General features: G+C 66.9%; 12 protein-coding genes. 5 read left to right on the plus strand and 7 right to left on the minus strand.

Going from position 1 to position 11,884, the window contains the following annotated elements; genetic code table 11:
* Window positions 1-35: 35 nt before the first annotated feature.
* Both ACH34W_RS20955 and ACH34W_RS20960 read left to right on the plus strand, forming a co-directional pair.
* Window positions 36-761 (plus strand): HAD family hydrolase, encoded by a 726-nt coding sequence (locus ACH34W_RS20955; RefSeq protein WP_395962604.1) that lies wholly within the window; start codon window positions 36-38, stop codon window positions 759-761.
* Between the two features lie 199 nt (window positions 762-960).
* Window positions 961-2,925, plus strand: a complete 1,965-nt coding sequence (locus ACH34W_RS20960; protein ID WP_395962605.1) for an acetoacetate--CoA ligase — start codon at window positions 961-963, stop codon at window positions 2,923-2,925.
* A gap of 105 nt (window positions 2,926-3,030) precedes the next feature.
* Here ACH34W_RS20960 and ACH34W_RS20965 read toward each other — a convergent pair whose 3' ends face one another.
* From ACH34W_RS20965 to ACH34W_RS20980, 4 genes are all read right to left on the minus strand, one after another.
* Window positions 3,031-3,846, minus strand: a complete 816-nt coding sequence (locus ACH34W_RS20965; RefSeq protein ID WP_395962606.1) for an aldo/keto reductase — start codon at window positions 3,844-3,846, stop codon at window positions 3,031-3,033.
* A gap of 8 nt (window positions 3,847-3,854) precedes the next feature.
* Window positions 3,855-4,892 (minus strand): GDP-mannose 4,6-dehydratase, encoded by a 1,038-nt coding sequence (gene gmd / locus ACH34W_RS20970; protein WP_395962607.1) that lies wholly within the window; start codon window positions 4,890-4,892, stop codon window positions 3,855-3,857.
* Between the two features lie 14 nt (window positions 4,893-4,906).
* Complete coding sequence (locus ACH34W_RS20975; protein WP_395962608.1) at window positions 4,907-6,118, minus strand: class I SAM-dependent methyltransferase; 1,212 nt, start codon at window positions 6,116-6,118, stop codon at window positions 4,907-4,909.
* A 112-nt stretch (window positions 6,119-6,230) separates the two neighbouring features.
* Window positions 6,231-6,785: an NUDIX domain-containing protein gene (locus tag ACH34W_RS20980; protein WP_395962610.1), complete on the minus strand. Its 555-nt coding sequence runs from the start codon at window positions 6,783-6,785 to the stop codon at window positions 6,231-6,233.
* 828 nt (window positions 6,786-7,613) lie between these two features.
* On the opposite strand from ACH34W_RS20980, the gene ACH34W_RS20985 reads away from it, so the two are divergent.
* Window positions 7,614-8,033: a nuclear transport factor 2 family protein gene (locus tag ACH34W_RS20985; protein ID WP_395962612.1), complete on the plus strand. Its 420-nt coding sequence runs from the start codon at window positions 7,614-7,616 to the stop codon at window positions 8,031-8,033.
* Between the two features lie 75 nt (window positions 8,034-8,108).
* On the opposite strand, the gene ACH34W_RS20990 is transcribed toward ACH34W_RS20985, so the two are convergent.
* On the minus strand, window positions 8,109-8,471 hold the full coding sequence (locus ACH34W_RS20990) for a VOC family protein (protein ID WP_395962613.1): 363 nt from the start codon (window positions 8,469-8,471) through the stop codon (window positions 8,109-8,111).
* 309 nt (window positions 8,472-8,780) lie between these two features.
* Here ACH34W_RS20990 and ACH34W_RS20995 point away from each other — a divergent pair, with 309 nt between their 5' ends.
* Entirely contained in the window at window positions 8,781-9,662 is an 882-nt protein-coding gene (locus ACH34W_RS20995) for a 2-dehydropantoate 2-reductase (protein ID WP_395962614.1), read from the plus strand.
* A gap of 19 nt (window positions 9,663-9,681) precedes the next feature.
* On the plus strand, window positions 9,682-9,870 hold the full coding sequence (locus ACH34W_RS21000) for a hypothetical protein (protein ID WP_395962615.1): 189 nt from the start codon (window positions 9,682-9,684) through the stop codon (window positions 9,868-9,870).
* A 90-nt stretch (window positions 9,871-9,960) separates the two neighbouring features.
* Here the strand turns inward: ACH34W_RS21000 and ACH34W_RS21005 are convergent, their stop codons facing one another.
* The gene (locus tag ACH34W_RS21005) at window positions 9,961-10,557 is read right to left on the minus strand and encodes a hypothetical protein (protein WP_395962616.1); all 597 of its coding nucleotides are present in this window, start codon (window positions 10,555-10,557) and stop codon (window positions 9,961-9,963) included.
* A 55-nt stretch (window positions 10,558-10,612) separates the two neighbouring features.
* Complete coding sequence (locus ACH34W_RS21010) at window positions 10,613-11,677, minus strand: NlpC/P60 family protein (RefSeq protein WP_395962617.1); 1,065 nt, start codon at window positions 11,675-11,677, stop codon at window positions 10,613-10,615.
* Window positions 11,678-11,884: the final 207 nt, after the last annotated feature.

Genomic DNA, 11,884 nt, shown 5'->3' on the forward strand with positions numbered 1-11,884 from the left:
TGACGCGGGTCCACGGACGTCGAGCAAGGAACGGGATGGCAACGCTGAACCGCCTGGTGCTGTGGAACATCGATCACACGCTGGTGGACGTGGGGCGAGTCACCCGGGAGGCCTACGCCGAGGCGTTCCAACGGACCACCGGCCGGCCGCTGGTCCGGCTGGCTCCCACCCCGGGCCGGACCGAGTCGGAGATCATCTTCGAGACGCTCGCGTTCAACGACATCGTCACCACCGACGATCACCTGCCCGCGTTCATATCCGCGCTCGCCGAGGCCTTCGCGGCGCGCCGCGCGGACATCAAGACCCACGGCAGGGTGCTGCCGGGGGCCTACGAGGCCATCTCCGCTCTTTCCCGTCTCCCCGGCACCGTCCAGTCCGTGCTGACGGGCTCCATCCAGCCGAACGCCGTCCTGAAGGTCTTCGAGCTCGGCCTGGCCGATCACCTCGACCTGGAGGTCGGCGGCTACGAGAACGGCGTCTACAGCAAGGCCGCCCTGCTGGAGCTTGCCCGTACCCGGGCGGGGGAGAAGCACGGCGCCCGCTTCACCGAGTCGACCACGGTCTTCATCGCCGACTCCCCGCGCGACGTCCAGGCCGCCCATATCGCGCGTTCACCGATCATCGCCGTGGCGACCGGCAGCGCCACCGAGACCGAGCTCCGTGCCGCCGGCGCCGAGGTGGTCCTCCCGACCCTCGCCGACACCGACGCGGTCCTCCGGGCGGTGACGTCCCTGGCCGAAGGGCCCGCGGCGGGGCGCTAGCCCGTCGGCAACCCGGGGATCAGGTGCGGCCACACCGTTTTCGGGTACGGCTTCAGGCCAGGTCATGGGGTTCGGGCGAACGGGGCGAGCGGCTGATGTCCGACCCCGGTTCCAAGCCGGGTTGCCGCGGCGTGCATGCTGGCTTGATGCTGGGGAAACCCTGCGGCGCGGCGCGGGTAGGAATGAGGAGGCCGGTCCAATGTCGAAAGACGAGCTGACCCCCGAGGGTGCTCCGCTTTGGGAGCCGTCTGAAGAAATCGTGGCCAACGCGAAGGTGACGCACTACCTGCACTGGCTGTGGGACCGCGGCATCCTGGCCGAGACGTACGAGGAGCTGTGGCGCTGGTCGGTCACCGAGGTCGACGCGTTCTGGGACTCGATCTGGGACTACTTCAAGGTCGTCGGCCACCGCGGCGACGGCCCGGTCCGCTCCGAGGGCCGCATGCCGGTCGATGGGCTGCGCTGGTTCGACGGGGCGACCCTCAACTACGCCGCCAACGCCCTTCGCCGCGCTGACGAGACCCCCGACGAAACGGCCGTGATCTTCCGTTCCGAGGCGGGCGGCCACCGCATCCTCAGCTATCGCGAGCTAGCGCTCCACGTGGCAGAGGTACGGGCCGGGCTGGCCGAGTTGGGCGTCGGCAGGGGCGATCGGGTCGCGGCCTACCTGCCCAACATCCCCGAGGCGCTGATCTGCTTCCTCGCGACCGCCTCGCTCGGCGCCATCTGGTCCTCCTGCTCCCCGGATTTCGGCTCGTCCAGCGTCATCGACCGCTTCGCGCAGATCGAGCCCAAGGTCCTCATCGCCGTCGACGGCTACGCGTACAACGGCAAGCACTTCAGCCGTCTCGACACCGTTCGGGAGATCGAGGATTCCCTCCCGACCCTCGCCGCGACCGTCCTCATTCCGTACCTCGACCCGGCCTCGTCGCCCGCTGACCTCCGCGTGGGCGTGTCCTACAGCGACCTTCCTCGCGAAGGCCACCCCCTCGCCTTCGAGGACGTCCCGTTCGACCATCCGCTCTGGGTGGTCTACTCATCGGGCACCACCGGCCTCCCCAAGCCGATCGTCCACGGCCACGGCGGCGTCGTCCTGGAGCACTTGAAGTCGCTCTCGTTCCACCACGACCTCGGCCACGGCGACGTGTTCTTCTGGTACACCACGACCGGCTGGATGATGTGGAACTACCTCATCGGCGGCCTGCTCGTAGGCTCCACCGTCGTCATGTACGACGGAGCCCCCGTCGACCTCTGGAAGCTCGCGGCTGACACCAACGTCACCTACTTCGGCGTGGGCGCCCCGTACATCATGGCCTCACTCAAGGCAGGCGAGCAGCCAGGCAAGACCCTCGATCTCTCATCCCTTCGAGGCATAGGTTCCACAGGCTCCCCTCTCCCGCCCGAAGGCTTCGCTTGGGTCTACGAGGCAATCGGCAAGGATCTCCTCCTGGGCTCCTTCTCCGGCGGCACCGACATCTGCACGGGCTTTGTCGGGCCGTCCGTCCTCTTGCCCCTGCACGCCGGCGTCATCCAGTGCCGTGGGCTGGGGGCCAAGGTCGAGGCCTACGGCGACGACGGCAAGCCCGTCCTGAACGAGGTCGGCGAGCTGGTCCTCACCGAGCCCATGCCGTCCATGCCCGTCTTCTTCTGGAACGACCCGGACAAAACGCGCTACCGCGAGTCCTATTTCGACACGTTCCCAGGCGTCTGGCGCCACGGCGACTGGATCAAGATCCTCGAAGACGGCGGCAGCGTCATCTACGGCCGTTCCGACTCCACCCTCAACCGCGGCGGCATCCGCATGGGCACCTCCGACTTCTACCGCGTCGTGGAGGCCTTCGACGAGATCGCCGACAGCCTGGTCATCGACACCGGCCGGCTGGGCCAGGAGGGCCGCCTGATCCTCTACATCCAGCTCGCCGAGAACGCCGCCCTGACCGACGACCTGACCACCCGCCTCAAATCAAAGCTCCGCTCGGCCCTCTCCCCGCGCCACGTCCCCGACGAGATCCACGAGGTCCCCGGCATCCCGCGCACCCTCTCCGGCAAGAAGCTCGAAGTCCCCGTCCGCAAGATCCTCCTAGGCACCCCGATCGACCAGGCAACCAACCGAGACTCCCTGGCCAACCCCGAAGTCCTCAGCCACTACACCCCGCAGCCCTAGCAACCCACCGCAGCCCTAGCAACCCACCGCGCTCCGCTGGCAAAGGGCCGTCCACGCACAGGGCCGCGAAGGGCACGCTGAGCATTACGGGCTTGCCTGCCGGGTTCAGTCCACTTCCGTGGTCTCCGGGTCGGCGGGTTCCTCGGTTCCGTCGAGAGCGGAGATCCCCTCGATCTCTGCTGCGGAGAGCTGGAAGTCGAATACGTCGATGTTGGCGGCCAAACGTTCCTCGTTCAGGGACTTGGGCAGCGGGACGAGATCGTGTTGCAGATGCCAACGCAGGATGATTTGCGCTGGCGTTCTGCAGTGGCGGGCAGCGATCTCGCGTACCACCGGTTCGACGAGGAGGGATTCGCCGCGATTCAGCGGCTGCCATGACTGCAAGGTGATTCCGCGCTCCCGCGCGTAGGCGCGCCCAGCATGCTGTGCCACTCTCGGGTTGAGCTGGATCTGATTCACCGCAGGGGGTGCCCCCACCTCGGCGATGATGCGGTCGATGTGGGCGGGTGTGAAGTTGGAGACTCCGATGGCCCTGGTGCGTCCGTCGGCCAGAAGCCGGGCGAAGGCGCGCCACGTTTCGACGTAACGGTCGCGCCGGGGCATCGGCCAGTGGATGAGGTACAGGTCGAGATAGTCCAGGGCCAGCCGGGCCAGGCTCTTGTCGAACGCTTTGAGTGTGTTGTCGTATCCGTGGTCACGGCCGTTCACCTTGGAGATGATGAAGAATTCCTCGCGAGGCACGTCCGAACGGGCGATGCCCTCGCCCACCCCGTTCTCGTTCTCGTAGTACGCCGCCGTGTCGATCATCCGGTATCCGAGCCGTGCGGCCGTCGGGATGACGGAGGCGGCGTCCGCGTCGGTCATCGTCCAGGTGCCGAGCCCTAGGCGCGGCATGGCGACGCCGGTGTTCAGTGTGGTCATGGGGACGTTCACCGTGCCCATCGCGGGTCCTCCCGGTCCGATGTCCGACCCGCGCTCGCGGGATCGTGGGGGTGACGCGTCAGGTCGGCCAGGTCAGCGTCGACCATCATCTCGATGAGATCGCGGAAGTTGCCGCGTGGCTTCCAGCCGAGCCGCTCGCGGGCCCGCGAGGCGTCCCCGACCAGCAGGTCCACCTCGGCCGGACGAAACAGCCGAGGTTCCTGTCGCACGTGGCGTTCCCAGGCGTCGATGCCGACCCGGTGGAAGGCGATGTCGAGCAGGTCCCGGACCGTGTGCGTCTCCCCGGTAGCGATCACGTAGTCCTCCGGCTCGTCCTGCTGGAGCATCAGCCACATCGCCTCGACGTAGTCGCCGGCGTATCCCCAGTCGCGGGACGCGTCGATGTTGCCGAGGAAGAGGGTGTCTTGCAGCCCGAGCGCGATGCGCGCGGCACCACGGGTGATCTTGCGGGTGACGAACTCCTGGCCCCGGCGCGGGCTCTCGTGGTTGAACAGGATCCCCGAACACGCGTACGCCCCATAGGACTCGCGGTAGTTGACGGTGATGTAGTGGCCGAATGCCTTCGCGATGCCGTAAGGGGACCGAGGGTGGAACGGGGTGCTCTCGTTCTGCGGCACCTCGCGGACCTTGCCGAACATCTCCGAGCTGGACGCCTGGTAAAAGCGCACCTTCGACATGTCACCCTGGGTGTGGATCCGCAGCGCCTCAAGGATCCGCAGCACGCCCAGCCCGGTGATCTCGCTGGTGAGCTCGGCCTGTCGCCAGGACATGCCGACGAAGCTGATCGCGCCCAGGTTGTAGACCTCGTCCGGGCGGGCGATGTCCAGGGCTCCCACCAGGCTCGGCAGGTCCCTCAGGTCGCCGCTGAGCAGCCGGCTCGGGGGGACGGCCTCCGCGACCAGCTGGGCCCGCGGGTTGTTCTGTCCTCGGACCAGGCCGAAGACCTCGTAGCCCTTCTCTGACAGGAGCTCGGCGAGGTACCTGCCGTCCTGCCCGGTGATCCCTGTGATCAACGCACGTGGCACTGGAACTCCTCGTCTCAGGCGCCCACGATCTCCAGGTCGGGCAGCGGGAAGATGAGCTTGCCGCCGGCGCGCAGGTAGTCGCGCTCCCGTTCGATGAACACCTCGCGAAAGAACCACGGCGCGACGAGCATGTACTCCGGATGATCGGCGCGGGCCTGCTCCTCGGAGATGATCGGCACCCCGATCGAGGCGATGGTGCGGCCGATCTTCGCCGCCTGCCGCTCCACCGCGAACGGCAGGTCCCGCACGGTCAGGCCCGCGGCCTGCCAGATCGTCCCGCCCCGGGTGCTCGCGCCGTAGATGTAGCAGCGTTTTCCGGCCGCGTTGATCTCGTCGATGAGGCGGTGCAGGTCGTCGAATGCCTTGCGCACGCGGTCGGCGAACCGGTGCCAGGTGCCCGGTTCGTGCAGGCGGGCCCTCGCTTCGAGGTCGCGTTGCGCGGCGACGGACGGGCTGACCAGCCGAGCACCGCGATGCGACACCACGGTTCGGAAGGAGCCGCCGTTCACCTCCGACAGCAGGACGTCGTTGACTTCCAGGCCGTGCCGGCCCAGCAGGTCTTCGAATGCGGCCAGCGACCAGTAGGTGATGTGCTCGTGGCACACGTTATCGACCGCGCACGACTCCAGCATGGTCAGCAGGTAGTTCTGCTGGATGACCCACACGCCGTCCGGTGCCAGAACCTTGGCGACGTCGTCGACGAATCCGTTCGGGTCGTCCAGGTCGTAGAACATGGAGATGCACGTGATGATGTCGAACCGCTCGTGGTCCTGGCCGTCTGGGCCGGGGGTGAACCAGCGCGGGTGGAAGAAGTCGACGATGATCCGGTCGGCGTGCTGACGCGACTCGGGTTCGAACGTCGTCACCGGGTCGACACCGACCCGGTGTATCTCCTGCGGGACGAACGACAGAAGCGTGCCGTCGTTGCAGGCGATGTCCAGCCATCGCCGCGCGTCGGGGTGGGTCGTCAGGGCGTGCTCCACGATGGAACGCAGGTCGGTGCGGATCGCCTCGTTGACGCCCGACCGGAACCCGTACCGATCGTGGTACATCAACTCTCGCGGGGTGGTGTCCCGCAGTTGCAGAAGCCCGCACGCCCGGCACAGCATCAGGGCCAACGGCCACTGCGGTGGACGGCGATCGTCGTCCCGGAAATCGCTGAGATACTGGTTGCCGAGATTAAGGACTTCTGTCAGGTCAACGGTGTGGCAGGAACGACAGTTCACGCGCGTCTCCAGAAGTGAGATGACTCCTACCGGCCTCCCGTCTCGGGATGCCGACAAGGCGGCTGGGAATGCGGAAATGCCGATCGTCCAAGCGGGTCGGGCGTCTAATCAGTCAGTACAGTCCCGCGTTCTGTAGGACGATGGGAAGAAAAGGGTGGATCAACTCGGATCTGGAGGTGTGGAGCTCACGGATTTCGGTGGTGGAGTACCAGCGCACCGACTGGTGGGTGTTGTCGGCAACGGTGACGGATTCGGCCTCTTCCTCGGTGCACCGGTACTTCATCAGGGTGAGGAGGGTCTGAAATCCGCGCTCCTCGGGCGGTGCGCTTCTGGTTCCCCACATCACGTTGTAGATGTTCGCAAAACACAGCCGGCCCCGGTCCACGTTGAGTCCGAGTTCGCGGACGAGGGCACGCGCGCCGGCGTCGGCCATGGTCTCCCCCACCTTCATCCTGCCGCCGAACACCCAGAACATGTCCCGTAGTGGCAGGTCCTTGCGGTACCCGAGAAGGATCTGGTCGTCGCCGTTGTGAACGATCACGTCCACGTTGGCCTGAACCAGGTTGTCCAGGGCCTGTGCGTAGACCGGTTCAGGCAGCCCGAAGTCGGGGACGTCCCGTAGCGTGAAATGGTCCTCCGCCAGTTCGTGCACAATGACGTCCAACACCTCTCCCAATGATCTCTAAAACGCTCGAAACATTTCGTGACACAGAGTCAGCCTTACGTTGCGGAACCCCGTTCGACCGGTACGGACAGCGCATTCAGTGTCGCAAGAGGCATCCGTGCCCACAATCCCCTTGAATCGTAAAGTTGTTGCAAAGTGGCTCTTTGTGGCTGCCTGCCCAGGGGGCGCAGCAAGCCCAGCAGATGGTTTCGAATCGCAGGTCTACTCGCGCTCGACGTTGTACAGCTGACGGGATCTCCATCTATGATTCCGAATCATTCGCAGTAGCGCACGCAGTGAGAACATTCCGTCGATCCGGGCAGTGTTCTCAACATGTGACACCATTAGTGCGGTGAAAGGCGGCACTCCGCAGACACCATCTCGGGGCGGTTCTTCGGCAGGTGCATCTGACCGGCCCGATCTCGCGCACGGCGCTGGCAAACCGGCTGGGCCCGAACCGCAGCACGATCCTGGCGCTGACCACGCAGCTCACGGCGGCAGGTCTGGTGCACGAGGGGGCCTCAGGGGCGGGCGGGCCGTCGCTGGTGCTGCCGGCCGCGTCGGCGTGCGAGCCATCGTGGAGGCGGCTGAGGACGGTGACGCTGCCGCCCGCAAGGCCCTGGACCGGGTCGGCGACTGGCTCGGGATCGGCGTGGTCAATCTGATCAATCTTCAATCCCGGCGCCGTCGTCTTCGGCGGCACGCTCGGCGAGATCTATCGAGGCGCGGCACTCGCCCGCGGCCCGGGTCGCCGTTCGCCACCATCGACGTGCGCGGTGAGGTCGCATTTCCGCCAGCCACGCACCTTGAGCTCCGCCTAGCGTCGCCTGCGTGACACAAGCGAACCGGGATGTCGTCCAAAGCGCGTGGCAGGCCTTCGCCCACCATGACGCCGATCAGATATCGGCTTTCTTCACCGAGGATGCCGAGTGGCTGGCCCCGCCAGGCAACGCCACCGCTGTCGCCCTTGACGTTCCCAGCCACATGATCGGCAGGGAGGCGATCGCCACCTTCATCGCCGACGACTTTCCCCGGCTCTTCGCACGAGACGTGGCCATCACCTTCCACGGCTTCTACGCAGATGGCGACCGCGTGATCGTGGAAGAGACGATGAGCGCGACGCTGGCGAACGGAAACACCTACGTCAATGACTACTGCTTCGTCTTCGAACTACGCGGCGGGCTCATCCACCGCGTACGCGAATACATGGACACCGCACGCGGGCAACGCATGGTGTTCAGTGACCCCTGAGCCAAGTTCATGAGGAATAGTCAAGACTCGTGGATCGGGGGTGTCATGCGAAATACCGATCCACGGTCAGCGGCTTCACTTCTTGTGGATCTGGACCTTGTGCCCGTCGGGCCCATTGACGAAGGCAAAGGTGCCCCACGCTTGCACGTCAGGATCGGATACCTCCGCCCCCCGGTTGCGCAGTTCGTTGACGGTTGCTGCGACGTCGTCGCACGCGAACGTCAGATAGGCACCTTCGCCAGGCTCCTTGCCCTCCCGGGCAGCGTCATGCAGCGCAATGGTCGTAGTGCCGTCGGGCGGTGCCACTTCCAGCCAACGGGCACCTTCGCCCATGTCCTGATCCGTGACGACCGAGAAGCCCAGCAGGTCCCTGTAGAACCTGAGAGATTCCTCTTGATCGGAAACATAAAGCATGGCCGTACCTATGTTGGTGATCACTGTCTCACCATACGCCACCGTCCTTTTCGCACGGCCATTGCAAAGTCGGTGATGGGCGATGTTCGTGCTGGTCACGCGGGGACGCCGAGAAGGGGCGGTGAAGGCGTCGTATGACATTTCGCGGCGGGCGGCGGCGATGCTGTCGTGTCCGACGTCGCGGACGTGGTGCAGGACTTCGATGCCCAGCGGCCGCGCACGATCAGCGCCAGCCGCCGCGGTGATTCTTGCGCCGAGGAGGGGCTGGGTTTTGCCTACCGATCGTCCAAGGTCAAGACTGGCAGCGGACGATGCTGTCTAACGAGGGGGCTGATGATGGCCGATTCGGTGGCGATTGTCGGGGCGGGCGCGGTGGGCACGATGCTTGCCGGATATCTCGCCGAGGCCGGTCATCCGGTCACGATCTGCGGGCGGACGCGGCTGGACTCGGTCAGCATCACCGATGACCAGGGCGCCCGCAGTTACCCGGTCAACTGGGCGGAGGCCCCGGCCGATCTCCCACCGTTCCGGTGGCTCGTGCTGGCCACCAAGCTGCAGCACACCGCGGCCACGGTCCACTGGCTGAAGGCCCTCGCTGAGCCGGGCAGCGTTCTGCTCGCAGCGCAGAACGGCGTGGACCATCGAGACCGGCTAGGCCCGCTGACCGAGGCCGAGGTGGTGCCGACGCTGGTGTACCTGAACGTGGAACGCACCGGCCCCGGCCGGGTGCATGCCCGGGCCACTGGCCGTGGGCTGGTCATGCCCGCCGACGAGGTCGGGCAGGCGGCGGCGGCCCTGTTCACGGGCGCCGCCGTGCCGGTGGAGAACCAGTCGGACTTCGTCACGGTGGCGTGGGCCAAACTGCTGATCAATGTCACCGCCAATCCATTGACGGCGCTGACCGGACGGCGCGTGGAGGTACTGCACGAGCCCGGCATCGCTGACCTCGCCCGGGAGATGCTCCGGGAGACCGTGGCCGTGGCCCGCGCCGAAGGGGCGGCCCTCACCGAGGAGGACGCCGATGCCACGCTTGACTGGCTGCGATCGCTTCCGCCGACCGCACCGACCTCGATGCTCCAGGACCGGCAGGCAGGCCGCACCCTGGAACACGACGGTCTGATCGGCCCGGTGGTGCGGCTCGGCGCCCGCCACGGCATTGCCACACCCACCGGCCGCACCCTGCTCGCTCTGCTCGACGCTCTCGCACCGAAATGACGGCCGCCGCGACACCCGGGTGATCAAGGTGCTGACCATGGATGCCCTGGGCTTTCCACACGCTCGGCAGGTCGCGCGCATCACCGGTCACTCCAGGAGCGTCAAGACCGGCAAGCGCACCCGCGAAACCGTGTACGTGATCACCAGCCTCTCCTCGGCGCAAGCATCACCGCGGCGGCTGGCGCTGATTGTGCGACGTGGATTTTGAAGGGGTGGGCTCTGGGGCGGAGCCCCAGCTTGGGGCTTGGGGCGGGAGCCCCGATAAGGCCAGTCCCGAGCGGAGCGAGGGGCCTTGCCTTTATGGGGTGCGGGGTTTGGTGGCGGCGTAGGTCTCTATGTCGCGGCGGCGGTAGAGGCGGCGGACTCGGCCGCCTCCTAGGGGTTGTTCTTCGGCGGGTTCGGGCCAGCCGGCGGGCGGGCGTTTGGCGTAGACGGTGGCGCTTGACTGGGCCAGACCCAGGATGCGGGCGGCCTCAGCGAGGGTGACCAGGTCGTCGGGGTCCTCGGCGGGGCTCTGGGTGTACGACTCGTACCAGGTGAGCCACTCGGACTCGTTCCAGTAGAGGGCCTTGCCCACCTGGTGGGCGGGTTCGGGATGGCCGTTCTCGGCGCGGTCGGCCCAGAGCTTCTTGAGGGTGTGCCGTGACAGGCCGTGCTTGGCGGTCAGGTCGTCGCGGGTGACCAGGCCTGGTGGGACGCCCTTGTCGCGGGATGCGTACCAGCGGTCCCAGACCTCGGCGTCCCAGGTGAGCTGGGAGCCGACCGTTCCGGCGGGCTCAGGGTGGCCGTTGGCGGCGCGTTCCCGGTACCACTTCTCCAGGGTGCTGCGGCCGAGGCCGTGCGCCTCCATCAGGTCGGCGCGGGTGTAGACGCGGCGCCCGTCGAGTGTGGTCATGGTGTCATTCTGGCTGAACGTGAGCCGGGTCCGACCGGCGCACGTTCAGCCAGATTCAGTGGATGCGTGTTGGGATTGCCGGCAGGGGCTTCCAGGCGGGACGCGCGGCCCCGACGTAGCTCCTGCGGTAGTGGCCGTTCAGCCGTTCGATGCTCACCCGGCGTCCTGTGCTCGGCGCATGGATGAACCGCGACTTGCCGAGGTAGAGCCCGACGTGGCCGAGCCCATGGAAGAAGACCAGGTCGCCGGGCCGTAGTTTGTTGCGTGCTACCCGGTTGCGGATCTTCCTGTACTGGGTGGCCGCCACGCGGGGCACGGAGACCCCGGCGTGGCGCCAGGCCTGCTGGACGAGTCCGGAGCAGTCGAAGCCGCGGCGGCCGGTGTCGCCGTAGACGTACGGGCGGCCGCGCTGCTTGAGCGCGAACCTGACGGCGCGGTCGGCTCGGCGTTGCCACTGGGCCTCCATCCGCGCACGCTTCTCGTGCACGGCCTGTTGCATCGCTGTCAGGGTCATGGTTTTGCTCAGGTGTGTGCCGCCCTGCCTACTGTCCGTCGGCCCTGCGGGGTGGTCTGGGTGCTGTGCGACGGGAGGCCCGCCTGCGATCTGCCCCCGCTGGCCAGCCCGCGCCACGTGCCCCTGGTTTGATGCTTGCGCGACGCCTAACTGGGCGAAGTCCTGCGCTATGGCGAACTGGCTGAACGCCCGGACGGCTGCGCTCTGGCGCGTTGGGGCCCTTGTCTGCTGGCTGGGTCCCTGCTCGGCGCTCTCCTGGCCCGATGTATGGGCGGCGCTCTCCTGGTTGGGCGCTTGGGCCGTGCTCTCCTGGCTGGATGCCTGGGCCGCGTTGTTCTGGCCAGCGCTCTGGGCCGCTGCCGGGGCCGTCTTGTTCTGGCCGGCGCTCTGGGCCGGTGCCCGGCTGGGTGCCTTGGCGATGTCGGCCTGGCTGGTGTCCTGGGCTGGCTGTAGGTCGGCCTGGGACGGTAGTTGCCCGCCCTCGGCCGGTGTGGCCGGGGTCCGGATCTTGTCAGCTGGGGTGACTTCGGCAGCCTCGGTCATGCTCGGAGCCAGGGCCAACGCGACCGTGGTCGCGCAGCAGGCGGTCTTTAACGGGATGGACATGCCTGTCTTACCTCCTCACAACGAAGATCGTTAGGCGACGATCTACCCGTTCCGGCAGAATCACACGCATGAAACTCGCGAAAAACCCGTCCCTGCCTGCGGATTCGCGGGTTATGGCCGTTTGATTGCGGTATCGCGGAAGGGGTGTTCGGGACTAGGGTGTCCCTCTGCGCCAAATGTGGCTGGAGAGGGAGCGGCCCGGGCAGA

Source organism: Actinomadura sp. 6N118 (assembly GCF_044326415.1).
Taxonomy (GTDB): domain Bacteria; phylum Actinomycetota; class Actinomycetes; order Streptosporangiales; family Streptosporangiaceae; genus Spirillospora.